Annotated in this window: 20 protein-coding genes; 5 read left to right on the top strand and 15 right to left on the bottom strand. The window is 37.1% G+C overall.

Annotation, left to right across the window (positions count from 1 at the left end):
* Positions 1-62: 62 nt before the first annotated feature.
* The 8 genes from CBG49_RS11215 to CBG49_RS11180 all read right to left on the bottom strand — a co-directional run bounded on the left by CBG49_RS11215 (position 63) and on the right by CBG49_RS11180 (position 7,681).
* The gene (locus CBG49_RS11215; protein ID WP_088594539.1) at positions 63-1,097 is read right to left on the bottom strand and encodes an FAD:protein FMN transferase; all 1,035 of its coding nucleotides are present in this window, start codon (positions 1,095-1,097) and stop codon (positions 63-65) included.
* 42 nt (positions 1,098-1,139) lie between these two features.
* A complete protein-coding gene (locus CBG49_RS11210; protein ID WP_088594538.1) occupies positions 1,140-2,144 on the bottom strand; it encodes an FAD:protein FMN transferase in 1,005 nt (334 codons plus the stop codon).
* A 139-nt stretch (positions 2,145-2,283) separates the two neighbouring features.
* Positions 2,284-3,048: a class I SAM-dependent methyltransferase gene (locus tag CBG49_RS11205; protein WP_088594537.1), complete on the bottom strand. Its 765-nt coding sequence runs from the start codon at positions 3,046-3,048 to the stop codon at positions 2,284-2,286.
* A gap of 13 nt (positions 3,049-3,061) precedes the next feature.
* Positions 3,062-3,835: a phosphatase PAP2 family protein gene (locus tag CBG49_RS11200; protein WP_088594536.1), complete on the bottom strand. Its 774-nt coding sequence runs from the start codon at positions 3,833-3,835 to the stop codon at positions 3,062-3,064.
* A gap of 17 nt (positions 3,836-3,852) precedes the next feature.
* A complete protein-coding gene (locus CBG49_RS11195) occupies positions 3,853-4,659 on the bottom strand; it encodes an undecaprenyl-diphosphate phosphatase (RefSeq protein ID WP_088594535.1) in 807 nt (268 codons plus the stop codon).
* Between the two features lie 2 nt (positions 4,660-4,661).
* On the bottom strand, positions 4,662-5,906 hold the full coding sequence (locus CBG49_RS11190; protein WP_088594534.1) for a peptidase U32 family protein: 1,245 nt from the start codon (positions 5,904-5,906) through the stop codon (positions 4,662-4,664).
* A 52-nt stretch (positions 5,907-5,958) separates the two neighbouring features.
* Positions 5,959-6,495: a hypothetical protein gene (locus CBG49_RS11185; RefSeq protein WP_009414005.1), complete on the bottom strand. Its 537-nt coding sequence runs from the start codon at positions 6,493-6,495 to the stop codon at positions 5,959-5,961.
* A gap of 28 nt (positions 6,496-6,523) precedes the next feature.
* Positions 6,524-7,681 carry an ABC transporter permease gene (locus CBG49_RS11180; protein WP_088594533.1) on the bottom strand — a complete coding sequence of 386 codons (1,158 nt, stop codon included), beginning with the start codon at positions 7,679-7,681 and terminating at the stop codon, positions 6,524-6,526.
* Between the two features lie 61 nt (positions 7,682-7,742).
* Here CBG49_RS11180 and CBG49_RS11175 point away from each other — a divergent pair, with 61 nt between their 5' ends.
* Positions 7,743-8,984, top strand: a complete 1,242-nt coding sequence (locus tag CBG49_RS11175; protein ID WP_418219516.1) for an exo-beta-N-acetylmuramidase NamZ family protein — start codon at positions 7,743-7,745, stop codon at positions 8,982-8,984.
* Positions 8,985-9,061: 77 nt separating this feature from the next.
* Here the strand turns inward: CBG49_RS11175 and CBG49_RS11170 are convergent, their stop codons facing one another.
* The gene (locus CBG49_RS11170) at positions 9,062-9,646 is read right to left on the bottom strand and encodes a porin family protein (RefSeq protein WP_088594532.1); all 585 of its coding nucleotides are present in this window, start codon (positions 9,644-9,646) and stop codon (positions 9,062-9,064) included.
* 139 nt (positions 9,647-9,785) lie between these two features.
* Between CBG49_RS11170 and upp the strand changes: the two genes are divergently transcribed.
* Positions 9,786-10,439 (top strand): uracil phosphoribosyltransferase, encoded by a 654-nt coding sequence (gene upp / locus CBG49_RS11165; protein ID WP_088594531.1) that lies wholly within the window; start codon positions 9,786-9,788, stop codon positions 10,437-10,439.
* On the opposite strand, the gene CBG49_RS11160 is transcribed toward upp, so the two are convergent.
* Genes CBG49_RS11160 through CBG49_RS11135 form a run of 6 tightly spaced genes read right to left on the bottom strand, consistent with a single transcriptional unit; the run spans position 10,413 to position 13,872 of the window.
* The gene (locus CBG49_RS11160) at positions 10,413-11,345 is read right to left on the bottom strand and encodes a hypothetical protein (RefSeq protein WP_088594530.1); all 933 of its coding nucleotides are present in this window, start codon (positions 11,343-11,345) and stop codon (positions 10,413-10,415) included. The genes upp and CBG49_RS11160 overlap by 27 nt on opposite strands.
* On the bottom strand, positions 11,346-11,834 hold the full coding sequence (locus CBG49_RS11155) for a hypothetical protein (protein ID WP_225883633.1): 489 nt from the start codon (positions 11,832-11,834) through the stop codon (positions 11,346-11,348).
* A gap of 33 nt (positions 11,835-11,867) precedes the next feature.
* A complete protein-coding gene (locus CBG49_RS11150; protein WP_009414014.1) occupies positions 11,868-12,485 on the bottom strand; it encodes a porin family protein in 618 nt (205 codons plus the stop codon).
* A 5-nt stretch (positions 12,486-12,490) separates the two neighbouring features.
* On the bottom strand, positions 12,491-12,721 hold the full coding sequence (locus tag CBG49_RS11145) for a ferredoxin (RefSeq protein WP_002680813.1): 231 nt from the start codon (positions 12,719-12,721) through the stop codon (positions 12,491-12,493).
* A gap of 4 nt (positions 12,722-12,725) precedes the next feature.
* Positions 12,726-12,980: a DUF3098 domain-containing protein gene (locus CBG49_RS11140; protein ID WP_009414016.1), complete on the bottom strand. Its 255-nt coding sequence runs from the start codon at positions 12,978-12,980 to the stop codon at positions 12,726-12,728.
* Positions 12,981-12,993: 13 nt separating this feature from the next.
* Positions 12,994-13,872 (bottom strand): cell division protein FtsX, encoded by an 879-nt coding sequence (locus CBG49_RS11135; RefSeq protein WP_088594529.1) that lies wholly within the window; start codon positions 13,870-13,872, stop codon positions 12,994-12,996.
* A gap of 141 nt (positions 13,873-14,013) precedes the next feature.
* On the opposite strand from CBG49_RS11135, the gene CBG49_RS11130 reads away from it, so the two are divergent.
* The 3 genes from CBG49_RS11130 to CBG49_RS11120 all read left to right on the top strand — a co-directional run bounded on the left by CBG49_RS11130 (position 14,014) and on the right by CBG49_RS11120 (position 19,951).
* Positions 14,014-15,834, top strand: coding sequence for a carboxypeptidase-like regulatory domain-containing protein (locus CBG49_RS11130; RefSeq protein WP_088594528.1), 1,821 nt, complete (start codon positions 14,014-14,016; stop codon positions 15,832-15,834).
* A 79-nt stretch (positions 15,835-15,913) separates the two neighbouring features.
* Entirely contained in the window at positions 15,914-18,793 is a 2,880-nt protein-coding gene (locus tag CBG49_RS11125) for a SusC/RagA family TonB-linked outer membrane protein (protein WP_088594527.1), read from the top strand.
* 12 nt (positions 18,794-18,805) lie between these two features.
* Positions 18,806-19,951 (top strand): DUF1735 and LamG domain-containing protein, encoded by a 1,146-nt coding sequence (locus CBG49_RS11120; RefSeq protein ID WP_088595318.1) that lies wholly within the window; start codon positions 18,806-18,808, stop codon positions 19,949-19,951.
* The last annotated feature ends 1 nt before the right edge of the window (position 19,952 follow it).

Below are 19,952 nucleotides of genomic sequence, written 5' to 3'. Positions count from 1 at the left end.
CAATTTAGAAGGGGACTGTTTGAGTTGTCAAGCAGTCCCCTTCATTTCTATTTTACTTTCAATTAATTTTGTGCTACAGCTACAATAAGAGGTTCTATGTTCTGAGTTTTGTAAGTTTTAACCTCATTGTTTTGATCACTATATACTAATAAAGCTTTAAGTTCAGGGTGTTTAGCTAAGAACTCTTTGCTTTTTTCAAGTCCTATGATCATAAACATAGTAGAGTAAGCATCTGATTCTACAGCTGTTTTAGCAATTACAGTGGCACTGAGCATTTCTCCTGTCATTGGGTGACCAGTAAAAGGATTGATAATGTGCACAAAGCGTTTGCCATTTCCATCAATCCATACTCTACGATAGTTCTCATCAGTAGAAATTGATTCATTATTAAGGTTTAGAATTACTTCTTGGTAATTATTATTTAGTTCGTAAGGATCTTCAGCTTCTACTTTCCAAGGAGTATTGTTCACAATATCCCTACCAAGCACAATGCCTTCACTATCTACTTTTACATAGAAATTCTCAATGCCTTTAGATTTCAAGAAATCCGAAATTACATCAACGGTATAACCTCTTAGTACAGAAGTTAAGTCTAACTGGATAGCTGGACTTTGTTTTTTTACATAATCGTCATTGCTAATGTGAACTTTTTCAAAACCTACATATTTTTTCAAACTGTCGATTTGTTGTTCGGTAGGTAATTTAGAAATAGGTTGGATGGGTTCTTTACCAAAACCCCAAGCCTTCACAAGAACTCCTATAGTTGGATCATAAAATCCTCCACTTTCTTTCCATACTTTCTGTGCAGTGGCAAAGGCATTCTTAAAGTGATCGTTTACTTTAGTAGTTTCAATCCCTTGATTGATTTTTGATACAATAGATTCAGGATTGTAAGAAGAAATAGAGAGATCTACTACTTTTACAAGAGAATCGATACTGTGCTTCAAGTCAGTACTATCGGTAGAGATGTATTTCACGCGATAAGCTACACTACCACCTTTCCCTTCTACTTCATAAAGTTTTGGGGTTTTCTTTGTGTTATCACAAGAAAATAAGAGCAAAGCCCCCAAGCATAATGTTAAAATTTTTCTGTTCATATTTGCATATATTTAAAAATTGATATTTTAGTCTATTAAATTTTATTGTTTCTTTTCTAATTTTTCAAAAGGTTGGGTTTTAAAAGTAAGTTCTTGATTCTTATCGTTGCTATATACTAAAAGTACAGCTAAATTAGGGTGTTTTGCTAAGAAAGCTTTGCTTTTTTCCATTCCCATTACCATAAACATTGTGGCATAACCATCGGCGTACATAGTGGAAGGAGCTACTACAGTAGCACTGAGTACATCACTTTGAGTAGCACGCCCTGTAATGGGGTTGATGGAGTGTACATATTTGCGTCCGTTGCTATCCATCCATACTTTGCGATAATTACCAGAGGTTGCAAGCCCTTGATTTTTAAATTGTATAGTAGTGATTAGCTCTCTTTCATCTAAGGGTTTGATAGGGTTCTCAACACCTATTGTCCATTCTTTATTTTCTAAAGTATTTTTTCCTTTTAAGAACATCTCACCTGCTATTTCTACAATATAGTTTTCAATACCTTTGGAATTAAGAAAAGCAGCTACGACATCGGAGGTATAGCCTTGGGCGATGGCATTGAAATCAAACAATATTTCAGGGTACTCTTTTTTGATATGATTATTATCAGTAAGTTGTACTTTATTAAAGCCTACATACTTTTTAAGTTCTGTTATCTTTTCATCGGTAGGGAGATCTTTATCGGCTATTTTTTGTTTGCCAAATCCCCAAGCATTTACTAATACTCCTACAGTAGGGTCGAACAAACCTTCACTTTCTTGCCATATTTGTTTAGAAGCTTCAAAAACTTTTCTAAAGTGCTCGTCTACTACCACAGTGGTATCTCCGTTGTTGACTTTAGAAATATCAGAATCTGGCTTGTAGGTAGACATAGATTGGTCTATCACCTGTAAAATAGAATCGATAGCGGGCTGTAAGTTTTCATTACTACTACTTATATATTTAATATGATAAGTAGAACCTTGTGCTTCACCTTCTATAAAGTGTAATTTTTCAGTTTGGCAACCTACAAAAAGTAGGGGGATACTCAATAATAAATATTTCATTTTTTTATAAATGCAGGGCAAAGATACAGCTATTTTTTAAATCTGCAAGTATTTTTGCAATTATTTTTTTATATTTTTCTTAACATTTTTAACAACTCTTTAGCAACAAGGAAGTTAAGTGTTGTTATTTTTCTCTCTATTACCTCTTTTTACACAGAGGAATGATTTCATTTGCTACAATGCGGTAGCGTTCAATTTCTTCAGTGGATAATTTAGAAGCATAGTGTATCTCTTCTACCTCAAAACCTATGCCACGGAGTTTGTTAAAATAATCCATTCCGTATATTCTCACGTGGTCGTACTGACCAAAGATACGTGTACGCTCTTCGGGGTCGGTGATACTGTTGTCTTCAAAAGTAACTGCTCGGTTATAGTCTTGTGGTACTTGAAAAATGCCCCAACCACCTTTTTTCATCACGCGATAGAGTTCTCGCATTGCTTGGGTATCATCGGGGATGTGTTCTAACACGTGATTGCAAAATATCACGTCAAAGTTTTCATCTTCGAAAGGGAGGGCACATAAGTCGGCTTTTACATCAGCTAAAGGCGAATAGAGGTCAGTTGTGAGGTAATCGAGGTTAGCTTGCTTTTTAAATCGTTTATAGAAGGCTTGCTCGGGAGCTACGTGTAGTACTTTTAAGGGTTTGGTAAAGAAGTCTGTTTCGCGGGTAAGGTAAAGCCATAACAATCTATGGCGTTCTAATGATAGGGTAGAGGGGGAGAGTACATTGGGACGTGCTTTGCCATAGCCATAGGGTAAGAATTTTCTAAAAGTATATCCGTCAATGGGGTCTTGATATTTTTTACCTCGTAGATAGAAAGATAAAAAGGGGCGCACCCAATAGCTCAATTTGATGAGCCAAGGTCGGGGTACTTTGTTTAATATAGTGGTAATAATTGCCATTAGAAGCTATTTTTTAGTGGAATAGGGTTAGCCCTACACCTTTCATTTCATCAGAATAAACGGGGTAGATAGCCATTTGTACGGATGATTTTTCTTTACGTTTAAGCAGTTTTGAAGTATAAGGGAAGAGCCAATAAGCTGCTTTTGCACTAAGGATACCTATCCCTGCTCCTCCTAATACATCACCTATCCAGTGGCGGTTGTTGTACAAACGAAGGGTTGCCACGGTAGTAGCAATAGCATAACCACTAATACCTACCCACACATTTTCATCTTTATATTCTTGCCATAAGATTTCCATTCCTGTGAAAGCAGTTGCTGTATGCCCTGAAGGGAAGGAGTTGAAAGCACTACTATCAGGGCGTTGTATTTTGGCAGTGTATTTCACTCCGTTTACCAAAGCCCCCATTATAGCATAGGCGGTAGCTCCTATAATCAATCGTTCTTTGACGGTGTGTTTAGCTTTTACGCCTAAGTTGCTAAAAGCAAAAACACTTACAATGGGAGCGTATTGTATATAGTCGTCAATACGTAACTTATGGCCGCCAGAATAATTATAAACGTGGCGTTGTACGTAGCGATTTATGTAGGTAGCATTAGAAATTACTCCTAAGGTAATGAGAGAAGCAGGTAAAATTACTTGTTTGAGTTGTGGTTTCTCCGCATCACTGCGCAAAGTGTCGGCTACGATTCCTTGCTCATCCATTACTGATAAACTATCTGTCTGAGCTTTTATAGAGTGAATGAGCAGACAAACAAAAGCTATTGTCAGAAATAATATTTTCATTTTAGGTGTATCAGTAGTTAGTTTATAGAGAAATAGATTAGCAATGCAGTTCCGATTATGATGCGGTAGATTCCCCATACTTTGAAGCCGAATTTTGTGAGGATATGGATGAAGAATTTTACAGCTATCATAGCGACTACAAAGGCTATTACATTACCTATAATAAACAACCAAAAGCTTTCATCAGTTTTCATTATCAACTCGTAACCTTTTTCTTCGGTAACCCCCCATTTCTTCAAGAAAATAGAATATACAGTTACGGCAAGCATTGTAGGGACGGCTAAAAAGAAGGAGAACTCGGCAGCAGCTTTACGTGTGAGTCCTTGGGTCATCCCACCTATGATAGAGGCTGCCGAACGCGAGGTGCCTGGCATCATTGCTAAACATTGCCAAAAGCCAATGGTTATAGCTTTCTTTACACTGATTTGCTTCTCATCGTGAATGGTAGGATTTTTAAACCACTTGTCTACAAACAATAAGATTATTCCTCCTATGATAAGTGTAATAGCAATGGCTTTTTGGTTACCTAAAACGGCTTCTATTTTGTCGTCGAAGAGTTTGCCAAGTATAAGAGCAGGCACTACGGCACAAGCTAATTTGAAATAGAATTGCCATTGAGTAAAGTTGAAGAACTTACGCCAATATAGCACTACAATTGAGAGAATAGCACCAAATTGTATAGATACCTGAAACATTTTCAAATATTCGTCATCGGGGATACCCATAAGGGATGCTGTAAAGCCCATATGTGCTGTAGATGAGATAGGAAGATACTCGGTGAGACCTTCGATAATGGCAATTATAATTGCTTGTAGTGTGTTCATTATTAGTTATTTTTTACTATTTTATAGAGTTTATCAGATAGTCGCACTCTGAAATTAGTTTTTATAGTGCAAGAATCGCCTTTTTTAGCACGTTCGGCAGGGACATCATTGACCATCATACTGGTAAGCTCAAGCTCTTGCACACCAGTAGAGGGGCCTGTGATGAGGATTTTGTCGCCTATTTTTATATCAAAGGCTTCAATAGCAAATTCAGCGATACCCGTTTTAGGGAAGTAGTGCTTGCCTTGCCCGATATACACTTTTTTTTGGGTAGCGTTAGAACCAGGGTTTTCGCTCCATTCACCCAATTTTTGTCCTAAGTAATAACCTCCCCAGAAGCCACGATTATATACAGTTTTTAGAGTCTCTATCCATCCTTCAAACTTATCTTTAGAATAAGTACCTGCGTAATAGGCATCAATAGCTTCACGATAGGTGCGAATTACAGTAGCTACATATTCTGGGGCGCGTCCACGACCCTCAATTTTCAATACTTTTGCGCCAGTATCAATTACTTGGTCGAGAAAGTCGATAGTGCAGAGATCTTTAGGTGACATCATATATTCGTTGTCAAGTTCTATTTCAAAACCGCTTTCTTGGTCGATTACGGTGTATTTTTTACGGCAATTTTGTTTGCAAGCACCTCTATTGGCTGAAGAATTGTGAGAGTGCAAACTCAAATAACACTTGCCTGATACTGCCATACAAAGTGCCCCGTGCCCAAATATTTCTATTTCTACCAGATTGTCTGAAGGACCTTTGATTTGCTCTTTTTCTATTTGCTCACATATTTTTTTTATTTGTCGCAAACTGAGTTCACGACTCATCACCATCGTATCGGCAAACATAGCGTAGAAACGCACGGTTTCGATATTGGTGATATTGATTTGAGTAGAGATATGTACTTCCATTCCTATTTGGCGGGCGTAGGCGATGACAGCCTGATCCATAGCGATAACGGCAGTAAGCCCTGCTTTTTTTGCTGCATCAAGTAGTGTTTTGATAATAGAAAGATCGTGGTCGTAGATGATAGTGTTGAGGGTGAGGTAGGTGCGGATGCCTTTAGGAGCACAACGGCGAGCAATTTCGTCAAGGTCGGCAATGGTGAAGTTAATGCTTGCTCTTGCACGCATATTGAGTTGGTCTACCCCGAAGTATACTGAGTCGGCACCGTTATCTATTGCTGCTTGTAGTGACTCGAAGTTTCCAGCGGGAGCCATTAGTTCAATTTTTCCTGTATTTGTCATTATTTATAGTGATTGAGGGTGCAAAGGTATGAATAATTTGTCAATTAGCCAATTACAACCCTATAACAACACCTATATTGGGTATAAAACCAGTGCTAAAAATGCTTTTGTCTTTTTTATAGAGCACATTGTAGCTTGCGCCTATTTGCACATACACATTGCCTCCTAAGTTCTGCATATATCCTCCCCCGATATAAAGAGCGTCCTCTTCGGTATTATATTTCATATTGGTAGTTTTGTGTTTTTGAGAGATGAAATAATGCTGATAGCTAGTGCTTATATAGGCTACCCTTCCTATATAGTATGATAAAGCAGGACCTACTGACACTGAAAGGCTACGAAAATACTCACTGTGTTGTAGTGAACCATTTACAATAGCGGCTAATTCTAAATCGTCGGTGATTTTATACCCCACACGAGGTGATATATCTACCCCTAAGCCATAAGAATAGCTAAAGCCTATATTTCCTCCAAAAGTCCAAGGATTAGGGCGGCTGTTTTGATAAGCAGGATCTAAAATGTTTGGGCTTTGAGCCATTGCCAAAGTTGCTACTGAAAAAAGTACTAAAGTTAACAAAAAGTGTTTCATATAGATTATAATTAATTAAGTTTAGAAATTAGGAGAATTTCATCGATTTAGTAGGTGATATTTTGGTAATCACATAGGTAGGGATGAGCAACATTAGTAAGCACAACAACAAGACCCCTATGTTGAGCAATATTACCCATAAGGGAATGAAAGCAATAGGTACTTCGCTTACATAATAGGTTGCTGGGTCTAACTTGATAATACTGTAACGCTGCTGTAACCACAATAGTAAGAAACCTAAAATATTACCCCATAATAAACCTAAACCTATGATATAGGTAGCATTATATAAAAAAATCTTGCGAATACTGCGGTCAGAAGCTCCTAAACTTTTCAGAGTTCCTATCATTGGGGTTTTCTCTAAAATGAGCACGAGAATAGCTGTAATCATATTAAATCCACCTACAACTATCATTATCCCGATGATGAGGTAAATATTAAAATCGAACATACTGAGCCACTCAAAAATAAAAGGAAATCTTTGAATAATTGTTTGTGAATCGAGGAAAGTACCGATTTTGCCGTATACCTGTTTGCCTACTGCCTCAATACGATCAAAATCTTTAATAAAAAGTTCAAAATTGCCTATCTCATCAGCTTTCCATTTGTTGATTTTTTGAATATGACGAATATCAGTGAAGATATATGATGCGTCAAACTCTTGAAAACCACTGTTGTATAAACCTACAATTTTAAAATTGCGTTGGTTAGGAGCTTGAGCAGCTTCGTCTTTTAAGAAGATAGCTTGGCAGTGGTCGCCGAGTTTAAGATGCAGTCTGTTAGCTAAATAGGTGGACATCAGTATCTCATCGGTCAGTTCTTCACTTGATACATTAGGAGTGCGCCCTTCGGTAATAAAATCGCGAATAAGTGACCAATTGTAATCTTGCCCTACACCTTTAGCGAGAATGGATTCGTAAGTATTCTCGGTACGGATAATTCCGCCTTTGGTAGCTACTGCTTGAATATGAGTAACTTCGGGTACTGCCGAAAAATTAGGGTAAAAATCCTGTTGTATGCTAATAGGTTTGGTAGTAACTTGTGAAGCATTGCTGCCGTAATCGAAAATTTGTATGTGACCGTGGAAAACTACTAATTTTTCTCTAATCTTTTGTTGCAAACCAATACCCGTAGCAATAGCGATGAGCATCATCACCATTCCTACAGCAATAGCAGCTATTGCCATTTTGATAATTGGAGAAGAAATTGTACCTTTGTCCCCTTTTGAGAAAATAACTCTTTTTGCTATGAAATATTCAACATTCAAAACAATAATGCCTTTTAGAAGTGCCAAAATTACACTTTTTTTCTTATGTACGTTCATTTCGTGCAAAAATAATGGACAATCGCAAGACTACTCTTCTGTGCAAAAAGCTGAAAAACAGACAAAAGAAGTAGTTGTAGGCGCAAACCGAATGTATCTTTATATTAAGGATTTGCGTGCAAAAAATATAGCTGTAGTCACTAACCAAACAGGAATTGTGAAGACTGAAAAAGGTAATTATGTACATTTAATAGATACCCTATTAAAGAAAAAAATAGACATCAGTAAGGTTTTTGCTCCCGAACACGGATTTAGAGGAGAAGCTGATGCGGGTGAAATGGTAAAAGATGGCAAAGATTCTAAAACGGGCTTACCTATCATTTCACTCTATGGTAAAAATAAAAAACCTACCCCTGAACAACTGAAAGAGGTAGACCTCGTACTCTTCGATTTACAAGATGTTGGTGTGCGTTTCTATACTTATATTTCTACTTTACACTATGTAATGGAGGCTTGTGCCGAGCAGCATATTCCTATAATAGTGTTAGATCGCCCTAATCCTAATGCACATTATATTGATGGGCCAGTACTGAAACCACAATTTAAGAGTTTTATTGGGATGCACCCTGTGCCTGTGGTCTACGGAATGACTATTGGTGAATACGCCCAGATGATTAATGGTGAAAAGTGGTTGCACGGAGGTGTTACTGCTGATTTAAAGGTGATTCCGTTAGCGAACTATACTCACCAAACACCCTATAGACTACCAGTAAAACCATCGCCCAATCTGCCTAATGATATGTCGATAAATTTATACCCCAGTTTGTGTTTCTTCGAGGGGGCTAATGTGAGTATGGGGCGTGGTACTTCTCAGCAGTTTCAAATTTATGGTTCACCTTATTTTTCAAAAAGTACATTTAGTTTTACACCCCACCCTAATGCAGGAGATAAAAATCCAAAGTTTAATGGGAAATTGTGTTATGGTGAAGATTTGAGCAAAACACCTCGCTTAAACCAACTCAATCTTTCTTGGCTTAAAAAAGCTTTTGAACAAAGTAAGGGGGTAAAAACGCCTTTCTTCACTTCCTCTTTCAATAGAATAGCAGGTACCGATACTCTAAAAAAACAAATTATAGAAGGTAAAACTGAAGCTGAAATACGCCAAACCTGGCAAAAAGAGTTAGGAAAATTTAAAGAAGTAAGAAAAAAATATCTACTATATTAAAAAAACAAGATAGGGTTTAAGGTGATACTTGTTAATCCTTAAAACCTATCTTCTAATTAACTAATATATTCGTAAGTCTAAAAACGTACGCCTACACCCAGTTGAATTTGTTGGGTAGTGGCTTTCTCTTTAAGGGTATTGCTAATATCAGAAAAGCCCCATACATAACGACCGTAAGCAAAGAGCGGACCTAAATTTACTTCGGCACCAGCAACTAACGAGAAGTCGGTATCTTTGAAAAGTTTTTTACCATTTTCCCAAGTGCTATCATCTTTATTAGCAAGAAAACTAAACTGCGGCCCTGCGTGCAATGAAATCAACCCACTAGGATTGTATTTAAAGAGTAAAGGTACGCCTACATAGTTCAAAGTCTTTTCTTTATCAAACTTTTCATCCCACACTGATTGATAACTATCACGGAACTTTGTGTTAGTTTGGCTAAATAGAATCTCGCCTTGTAGCCCCCATTTGTCATTGAAGTCATATTCTACAAAGCCGCCCAATTGGTATCCCAATTTGAAGCCTTTACTATAGGCAACACCATCCAATTTTCCTAAGTTAGCACCTGCTTTAGCTCCTAAGTGAAACTCTTGGGCATAAGCAGTAGTGGTGAGTAGCATTATAGCAATAAAAGCTGTTAATTTAGTGATTGTTTTTTTCATACGCTTAATTATTGTTTAATGTTTCGCTGTGATTATCCCAAATAGCGTGCCAAAAAATAAAATAGCAAATTAGCAAATTTGGAAATTAATAAATTATATACTACTTTTGTGGCTTGAAAATATTAAAGTTACCACACCAATGATTATACACCATTTAGGCGAAGAGCCCTCTGTATTAAACCGATTTATCGCCCAGTTGCGCGACGTAAATATCCAAAAAGACCGTATGCGTTTTCGTAAAAATTTAGAACGTATAGGCGAAGTATTGTGTTATGAAATGAGTAAATTTCTACACTACAAAACTGAGATAATTACTACCCCATTAGGTGAAAAAAAAGTACAATTACCCAAAGATGAGATTGTAATTTGCTCTATTTTGCGTGCTGGTTTGGCATTGCATCAAGGCTTGATGAACTATTTTGACAATGCAGATAATGCTTTTATATCAGCATATCGCAAGCATACTTCCGAAACCGATTTTGATATAATGGTAGAATATCTTGCCTCTCCTTCTTTAGATGGTAAAATACTTTTCTTAGCCGACCCGATGCTGGCTACAGGTCGTTCGTTTGCCAATGTGTTCAACGCTTTGAAGCCTTTAGGAACTCCTAAAGAAATACACTTATTTGCTGTAATTGGGGCACAACAAGGGATAGAATATTTAGAAGATAAATTTCCTGAAACCACTCACTTGTGGATTGCTACTATCGACCCACTCCTCAACGATCACGGTTATATAGTGCCTGGCTTAGGTGATGCAGGCGATTTAGCTTTTGGTAATAAAATGGAGTAAGAGTATTGTAGCAGGCAGAGATAATAGTATCCATAGTACAGTTTCCTTTAGCCACCATAGTCGTATTTTTTCGATATACAATGCAAAAAGTATGGCTATGGGGGCAAAAATATAAATCACTTCTTTTGATAAAAATGCTACAAGCAAACCTACCCATAAAAATTGTACTACCACTATTGAGCTAATGCTGTGATAAGTACTTCTGAAATAATACACCACTATTGATACTAAAAATAACAATCCTAAACTCATTAAAGCAATTGTTGTGGCAATAGGGTAGGAGGGAAGTTGTAATAATCGCATTATATCGGTAGTTACTAAGTTGTAATAACTATCAAAAGAAAAAGGTATTTGTAATATTATAAGTATAGCTCCTCCTAATAAAGCAATTACTAAAAGAGCTAAGAGGGGGATAAACCAATAACGGCGCTTTTCAGCTCCATAGAATAATAGCGAAGTCCATACATTTAGTATGAATACCAATGCCCAAGGATGTAGCAAACTCGCACAGATAATGAGTAGGGAGGTATCCAATAACTTTTGAGGAATCCCCTCTCCAGTTTTTAAGGTAAGTACTCTCCACAGAGCTATGATGATCAGTAAGTTAGCTCCTACTAATTTTATATTGTCAAAAAGAGTAGGAAAGAGCACTATTAAAATACTGAAGAAGGCGATAGAATAACTGTTTTTAGTTTCGGTGAGTTCATTCCATCTATCTATTTGGTGTAGTAATATTAAGGAAAATAGAAGTAGTGTAAGGTTGATAGACAAAAATAAAAGATGTGCCCCAACCTCTAAAGGCTGTTGTAATATCTGAAATTGATATAGCCCATCGCCTATCAAAAGTGCTAATAGTACTATGATAAAGGTGATGGGCTTTGTATTTTCAAAGTATTTTGAGAGCATTTAGTTATTGCGGATTTTTAACGAATATTTACCAGAGGTTCCCGATACAGTAACATTGTAGTTGAGTAGAGGATAAGGTTTAGCAATATTTCCTAAAACAAAAGGATTACCTGTAGTTAGACTGTAAACTGTATGGCAACAAGAGCATCTTACATAAGTATAATCGTGGAGTTCATAATTAGCTTCTTCAGTAGGGGTTTTAACGCTGTATAACCTGCTGTAGCAGCCGTCTAAAGAGTGATTAGGACAAGCAGCTTCCCAAGCTAAATAACGTCCTTCACCATAACAAGTAACAAAAATGCCTCTGAGCCCTTGTTGAGAAATAAAAGCACTATTACCAATACTCTGAAGTCGATATCTTAGCATATCAAGTTCTGTAACATCAAGATTAATAGGCACCTCACCCAAGTAAGGATTGCGTGCACGTCGTTCTTTTTCACAACCCCACAATCCTATAAAAAGTATTATAATAATTATAAATTTTCTCATCATCTGTAACCTATTACTTAATTTATTTGTTATTTAAAACCTATATCCCACCCCTACAGAAAGTGTCCTATTTTTGAAATTGTAATCAGGACTGATACCTGTGCGAGTGAGACTAGTTTCGTCTGACTCAAAAATACTGGTGAGCCCTTGTACCCAGCGTGCTTCAAAAAACCACCCAGAGTCGGTCATATAACCAATGCCTACAGTCATTGCTCCATCGATAATGTCTAATGCATCGTCTTTTACACGTGTTACAGGGTCGGTACCTGCATCAAAGTAAAAGTTAGGTTTGTCGATACGATATTCTAACTGAGGTCCTATGTGCAAGTTGATACCTTTTCCTACATTGAAGCGCGCCATCACAGGTAAAGAGATATAATCTAAACTCAGTTTAGCTTTGCCGTAAGTATTGGAGGTGATATTTGCTCCACGTCGGTTGTAAATACCTTCTACTTGTAGAGAGAACAAATTAGAGAGCGGGAACTCTAATGTAATTCCTGCAAAATAACCGTGATAAGGTTTAAAGCTAGCACTGTCACTCACATTGCCTTTTAGGGTAGCGTAGTTGTACCCAGCTTTGAGTCCTATATATTGGGCTTCTATACTATAAGAAGCTAATAAACATATTGATAATAATACTATTTTCTTCATTGTTATTATATTTTTTTAGTAGTTATAATCTTTACAGGACAAGCCTTTTGAGCTTTTTCACAATCTTCAAAAATGCTATCGTCATAACTTTTGAGTGTAAAAAAACCTTTTTTCTCGGTAGAGCGTAATAGTACACTTTTGCCGTCCTTTTTAGACATTTGGAACTGCTCTGGTGCCATCTCTACACAATAGTTACATCCTATGCACTTTTCGCGCTGTAGAGTCACAATCACCATAGCCTTATGCATTTTTTTTTGTATTTTCTTCTTCGTTAGGTTTTACTAAAATGGCATATATTTCAATAGCAAAGCCTAATAGCACCAAAGCAGGGGCTAAGTGAATGCGTCTGAAATTGAAAATCGACGTATCAAATACTGCGGGGTTGTCGCTTCCGCCACCGCTCATCAGTATAAAACCAATAGCGATTACCGCTAATCCTATTCCCATTATGAGATAGTTTTTCTTTCCGAATATAGAAGTTGAATGATGTTTCATATCTGTTGTTTATTTAATAGTAGAGATCGTTTGTGTTTAAGTTTAAGAATCGTTGTGTAGCGAAATAAGTGCTCAACCAACTGATGAGAATTCCCATAGCGAAAATTCCTATAAAAACGACACATAATATCGTTTTGTCTAATAATATAGAAAACTCAGGGTATGATTTTACAATTGCTAAGAGTGCCCCGTAGAATAGCAGTATAGCGAGAAAAGCGCTCAAAATACCCAAGCGTACATTAGTGCGGATAAACGGGCGACGTATAAAACTACGGGTGGCACCTACCAATTGCATTGTTTTGATAATAAAACGTTTAGAGTAGATAGATAGGCGAATAGAAGCATTGATGAGCAGTACCGATACAAAGGTGAAGAGTGCGCTAAATACTAAAGTAATAAGTCCTATTCTATTTACGTTCTCGTGAATGAGAGCGACGAGGGATTGATCGTATACTACTTCCGATACAAAAGAGTTTTGTTCTAATTCACGTTTTATTTCTGCCATTTTATCGGGTTCAGCATAATCGGCTTTTAAGCTCAAGTCGATAACATTTTGTAAGGGGTTTGTACCAATGAAGCTCACAAAATCTTCGCCTATGTCCTTGCTAAAGGTTTCAGCAGCTTCATCTTTGGAGATAAATCGCAATGATTTTACAAATGAAGCTACTGAGAGTGTTTTTTGTAATTGAGCGATATCGGCACTTTTAGCTTCGTCTTTAATGAGGATAGTAACAGTTACTTGTTCTTTGAAGTGATTGGCTAACTTTTTAGTACTGAACACTAAAAAACCAAAGAATCCCAATAGGAAGAGTACTAAGGTAATGCTCACTATTACCGAAAAATAGGAAGTGAGTAATCGTCGTTTGTTAAAAGAATCAATAGACCGAGCCATTCTTGTTTTTTCTATTTATAAACTAAAAATCAGGCAAAAGTATAATATTTTTTTGAAATAGCAAAAAAAAACTAATTTGCTAGTTTTCTAATTTTTAAAATTTACTAATTATTTTGTATCTTTGCCTTAAATTTCTGCTCTATGAATCTAAAAAATATACTTATAATTGCTTTTTTAGGGCTTTTTGCTTTACCTTCATTGGCTCAAACCCTTACTGTAACAGGGAGAGTAGTAGATGAAGAGCACATCCCTATGTTTGGAGCTTCGGTGTGGGTAAAAGGCACTAAACGTGGAGCTGTAGCCGATTTTGATGGGAATTTTAGTATAGAAGTGTCTGTAGGTGAAGTGTTAGAATTTTCTTTTTTAGGTTATGAAAAGATAGAACGCACTATCAAAGAAGATACTAAAAAAATTAATATTACTCTCAAAGAGGAAGAGACTGAAACGCTTTGTGATATTCCAGGGGCTCCACGATTGATGTTTCCAGCGGCACCTGGTGTTCGCGAATATTGGGAAAACTTGCCTTATCAAGGGCAAAATATATATTCAAGAGATTATCGAGAGCTACCTACGGTTCAATTGACTGATGTTTTGGAAGGACGCGCCTTGAGTTTCAACGCAAGTACAAGTACAATCCGAGGTGGGAAGGTGCTTTATGTAGTTGATGGTATTCCTATAAGCCAAAATGCTGATGATATTGCGTATCTAACCCCACAAAATATACAACAAATAGAAGTGTTGCCTGGTGCCTCGGCAGCTGCCTTGTACGGAGGTGAGGCATCTAATGGAGCTGTTGTAATTACTACTAAAATAAGAAAAAACTGGGAAGCAAAACGTAATTTTTCATCGGCTACGGGCGTTTATAGCAACGGAAAAACAATTGCACAAAATGCAATTAGTTTATATATGGGTAATAATGATGAGCATCAAACCTATCTATCAGCTACTTCCTTGCAATCAGGGCGAGAAAATCAATTTTCACCTTATGAACGCTATCAACTCTTTGCTCGCCATAATAGTTATATCGGTAGAGCGGGGTTGAATTTAGATCTTTCAGGGGGGTATTCTCACCAAAATCAACAAACATTAGTAGCTCCTGAAAATTTCTATGCTTTTTCAGGAGCACTAACTTATAGAAATGGGAGTGATTTTAATGTAGGGACTCATTTTAGGTTAGACAATCGTTCTTTGCTTTCTGAAAAACTTTCTTATTATACCGATGTGTTGCTCAATTATCTATGCTATTTAGATTATGGTTTTTTACTCCATTCTCATTTAGGAACTTCTTATGAAAGAGATAAAACAGCTGTTTTTGGGCTTACTTCTTTAGAATATGATGAGAAAGCCTATCTGTATTTTTCGGCAAGGCGTGATTTTCCTACAGTAAGCTCAGCGAACGCCTTGTATTGGCGACCTACGATAGGAGCTTCAGTGTTACCACATCACATCTTTAAAAAATTACAAAAAAAGAGAAATAAAGAACTTACTAATAGTAAATTACGTGGGGCATATACTTGGGGAGAAGATTCTTCTTATGAAATAGGATTTGAAACTGAATGGTGGGGTAGTTTCTTTTGTGATGCTACCCTATATCGCACTTCATTAGAAGATACTTCCTTACTCAACAATCGCTTACAAACTGAAGGAGCAGAAATGAGAATAGGAGGGGTATACTACTACAAACAATATACTTGGCGCAACAAGTTCATCACTTCATTTAATGAAAAAGAAATAGGAACATCTTGGCGTTTGGGGTGGCAAACCTATATGAGTGATAATAATTGGCAACTTACAGCTCTGCTCACTTCCAACACTACACAATTACACTTACAAGAACTTTCGCTTAGTTACAATTTAAGAGGTTTGCTTGATGTTGCCTATTTTCTCAATGTGTCGCTCTACCATTCTGCACCTCCTTCTACACCCAAAAATACAGGATTGATGCTCAAAATTCATTTTTAAACGTTAAAAAAATATAAAAATTTTGTATTTTTAACTAAGAAGTATTATTTTTGCGGGGTATATTTATAAATATATCGCTATGAAACAGAAAATACAACTTCTTTTAACCTTGTTGCTCCTAACTTCAGGAGCTCTCCAAGCTCAAAAGAAAACTATTACAGGGGAAGTTTTCGATGAGAACAATGAGCCTCTACCATCAGTTGAAGTAATTATTAAAAACACAAATTCATCAAAAAATTCTAAAAGTGTTTCTACAGATATTGATGGTAAATTTGAACTCAAAGCCAGAGTAGGTGATATACTTGAGTTTAGTTTTTTAGGCTATAAAACCCAAAAAAGAAAAGTAGAGGGGAAAAATAAAACTATCAATTTTAGGGTGGTTTTAAAAGAGGAAAAAATAGGCATTTGTATCCTCCCTTTTATTACTATTCCTCCAAAAACTATGGCTTTGGGGATTCAAAAAGTCCCATATCGTTTAACCTATCTACAACAAGCTGTATCAAGCATAGACCTCACTCAAGTCAAGCAAGCAAATTTTGTAAATAGCCTTGATGGCAGGGTTGCGGGTTTGCATATCCAGCGCAGTGCGACGGGTATCGGTGGGGCTACTAAAGCTACTATGCGCGGGGCTCGCTCGCTTTTTGGCGATAACAACGTGCTTTATGTGGTGGATGGAATGCCTATAGCCAACCAAGCTGAAAGAGGGTTTGGGAGCAATGGCAGAGATACCAGCGAAGGTATATCCGACCTTAATCCTGAGGACATTGCAGAGGTCGTAGTACTACAAGGGGCACAAGCCACTGCCCTCTATGGAGCATCGGCTGCTAATGGGGTACTGCTCATTCGCACTAAGAAGGCTAATGACAATCAACTCAATATTAACTTGTCTTCCTCAGTAGAATTTGTAAATAAACTAACAAAACCTGAGTTCCAAGAAACTTATGGCAATGACTTAGGACAATACACTTCTCTCTCTACTCGCGCCTTACCTAAGGGTACTGATTTTAATATCAATGATTTTTATAGAACAGGTCACCTATACCAAAATTCACTAAATGTTTCAGGTGGATTTAATTTTGAAGGTGGCAATAATAAAACGTATGCTTCAGTAGCTTCTTTGCAATCAGGAGGGATAGTGCCTAATAGCGTATATAACCGTTACAACGCTTATTTGCAAAATAGCACTTCTCTGTTAAAAAATAAGTTGAATATAGATCTTTCAGGTAACTATATCCGTCAGTATGAGCGCAATCAGGTTGCTTCGGGCATTGCTTTCAACCCTATAGTAGGTTTATATCTATATCCAAGAGGTGAACAATTTGCTCAAGAGCGTTATTTTGAGCGTTATGATGCTGTAGCAGGTTATGATAAACAGTATTGGATAGCGGGGTCTGGAACTCCTGATACTCCTGCTAATTTAGGAGAAAATATCCAAAATCCTTATTGGATTGCCTATCGCAATTTGCGTCCTGCTACTAAAAATCGCTATATGTTTTCAGCTAAAGCGAACTACAAAATTATGGATAATCTAGAAGTGGCAGCTCGTTTTCGTATGGATAATACTTCTTCTACTATGGACGACAAGCGTTATGCTTCCACACTTCCTGCTTATGCAGCTGCTAACGGTTATTATGCTCATTGGAAAGAAACCTTTAAACAACAATATGCCGATGTTATCGTTCATTATAATAAAACGGTTTTAGGTTTGGATTTAGACGCTCATATAGGAGCTTCTTATGAAGGCTATGACACTCAAGTAGATGGTTATAGAGGAAATCTGACAAATGTAAACAATTTCACTCAAAGCAATATTGCAGCTCCTACGGCGATTTTTCACCCGTTATGGGGAAAAAGAAGCAATACTGCTTTCTTTGCAATGGCTGAAATAGATTGGAAAAATAAATTATACCTCACTCTCTCAGGTCGCGCTGATAAACCATCCGATTTTCCTTACACAAGCGAAAGTACAGTCTTCAGTCCGTCAATAGGATTAGCAATACCCTTATATGTAAATATAAATAAAGATATATTGAAAGATGCCAAATTGCGCGGAGGTTACAGCCAAGTAGCCGCCCCTATGAGCTATGCGGGGTTAGGCGTTGCCGAAACTTCTCGCGCTTGGATAGGTGATTCGTATACTTTACCTAACTACCCTGCTGATTTACAATTAGAACGTACCACCTCTTACGAAGTAGGTTTAGATACCCGATGGTTTAACAATCTTTCATTGAATGCTACATTCTATCACACCCGTACTAACAATCAGTTAGTTCCCATTTTGTGGCAACAAGCGGGAGAGGTACAAAATCAAGGAGTAGAAGTAGCACTTGGATACACTTATTTTAAGTATAACAGAGCATTGAAAGGTGAAACTCAAATCATTGCTTCTACTAATAAAAATAAAATACTGAGCCTACCTCGTGAGATTACTAATGGTATGTACACCTTGCGTGAAGGAGGTGAAATAGGCGATATATACGATGCTAATGGCAATAAATTAGGCTCTACAAACCCTGATTGGCTCTTAGGCTGGAAAGGAAAATTGAGCTATAAAAATTTTGATTTAAATTTCTTGTTCAAAGCGCGTTTAGGTGGGATAGTCCTTTCAGAAACAGAACGTTATTTCGATCGTTATGGGGTTTCTAAAGCCTCTGCTGATAATCGTGCTAACTATGTTCCTTTTGTAGTCAATAGAACTGCTGCCGATTATCAATATTCGGCTACTAATATTCGCTTGCAAGAAGCTGCTCTTACCTATCATTTTAGAGAAGGTTTTATTGTGAAAGGGTTGAAAGATCTCAGTGTGTCGTTAGTAGGTAGCAACCTGCTAATGCTCTATAACAAAGCACCATTCGACCCCGAAATAGTGCCTTCAGTAGGTACTTATGGCAGCGGTTATGATAAATTTATGTTGCCTTCCGTAAGAAGTTACGGATTGAATGTAAAAATGCAATTCTAAAATTCTATAATGATGAAAAAAATATTTTTAATACTCAGCTTGCTCTCAATAGTAGCTTGTAAAGATGAAACTACCGAAAAAATTGCTCATCCTAATATTGACCAAAAGGTTTATTTTGTAGGCAATAAATCGCAAGAGGTATTTGTGCAAGAATACCAAGAAAACAACTTAGAAAACGTAAAAGCTCAACTCATCTATCCGGCTGAGAAAAACCTATTTGCTGAACTTCTTACAGGGGATGCGCAGTATCTCGCCGATTATAATGAACGTTATGGAGTGGACTACAAATTGTTGCCTGCTGATAAATACAAAGTTGATGAAATCATCGTATTTGGCAAAGGTGAACGTGAAACTTCTATAACAATTACCATAAAGAATCTCATTTTTAACAATGATGATGAAGTGTATGCCCTTCCCTTGCAAATTGTGAATAGAAAAAGCATACAAGCAATTGATGGGCAAGAACATTTGCTGTTGGTGATTCGTCCTAACAGATATAGTAAAGTGTTAAAAATGGGCACAACTTCGGTAACTTCTACCGAAATTCTTTCTTCAAGTAATGTTTTTGAGCAGTGGAGTTTTGAAACTACAGTGTATGTGGAAAGTCTTACTGGTGAAGTACCTATCATAGGGCTCAATAAAAATACAGCAAATCCATTAGAAATAGCGTTTAAAAACGGACAATTACAAGTGCGACTCAATACCGTTACCGCTCTCGAAATTCCTACAACAGCTTTCGCTCCTCAAGTAAACAAATGGTATGCTCTATCGTTTACTTATGATGGCAACACTTTACGTGCTTTTGTAAATGGCAAACCTGTTGCTACCCAATTGTTACAAGGAGGATCTGTACAACTTAGAAATCTCTATATAGCAGGTAGTAACCAGCGCTTGAGAGAGTTACGCTTTTGGCGAAGAGCTCTTACTCAACAAGAACTTAAAGCTAACCTATGGCATACTTTACCTACTAACAAAGATTTACAACTTTATTTGCCTCTCAACGGCAAAAAAATAGATTTTAATACCAAAGAGGTAACCGACGACGAAACAGGGCTCTGGGATTGGTCGTCTTATGGAATGCCTATAATCAGCCTGCCCTCAGGAGCTTCTTTTGATAGTGCTACTGGCAATGGTTATAGATTTCCACCAGAAAATTGAC

The organism is Capnocytophaga endodontalis (genome assembly GCF_002209445.1).
Classification (GTDB): Bacteria; Bacteroidota; Bacteroidia; order Flavobacteriales; family Flavobacteriaceae; genus Capnocytophaga; species Capnocytophaga periodontitidis.
This window is presented reverse-complemented; position numbering and strand designations above follow the sequence as displayed.